Here is a 555-nt window from a genome sequence, read left to right on the forward strand (position 1 = left end):
TTGCTCTACAATAGGTTCGACTTTGGTGCCTGAAAATATGGCTACAATTGCTCCTTTCTTCCCTTTTGCTTTTTTGTTGGTAATAATGGTATAGAGTTCCCCCTTTGGATAATGCTGTTTCGTCAATAGACAAGTAAGGCCCAATGTTTTCAGGAAAAATAAGCCACTGTTTAGCGTGTTTTTTTCGCTTCCAATCTTTAAAATCACTTAAGTAATCTCTGTATTGTCTACTAAGTTTTTTACCATTAACGTTATAAAAACCGCCTATGGTATGGCAGTCCGAGGCCTTAGTATTGACTAATTTCTTTTAAAAAATCAGCAAACTCGTTGGTCATACGTGTTCCCTGTGCTACTAAATTCCAATCGCGTTGAACAAGCTCCTTACTGTTATTATCTAGCCACCTACGCCGTTTTACATGGAGGTATACAGTATTACCTCGTAGAGGGAAGTCTTGAATAGTAACTTCTTTGTGAAAACCGTGGGCAATAAGGATTTTGGATTTCTCTTCTTTAGGAACCACATTGCGCTCTTCAAAATAAAGATGCATTACATCA

The 555-nt window shown here is 37.7% G+C and carries 1 protein-coding gene; it reads right to left on the reverse strand.

Annotated elements, in window-relative coordinates:
- Nucleotides 1–287: 287 nt before the first annotated feature.
- A partial coding sequence (locus ES677_RS15210) for an ISAon1 family transposase N-terminal region protein (protein ID WP_148381751.1) occupies nt 288–555 on the reverse strand: 268 nt, incomplete at its 5' end.

This window comes from Bizionia gelidisalsuginis, from assembly GCF_008086185.1.
Taxonomy (GTDB): domain Bacteria; phylum Bacteroidota; class Bacteroidia; order Flavobacteriales; family Flavobacteriaceae; genus Bizionia; species Bizionia saleffrena.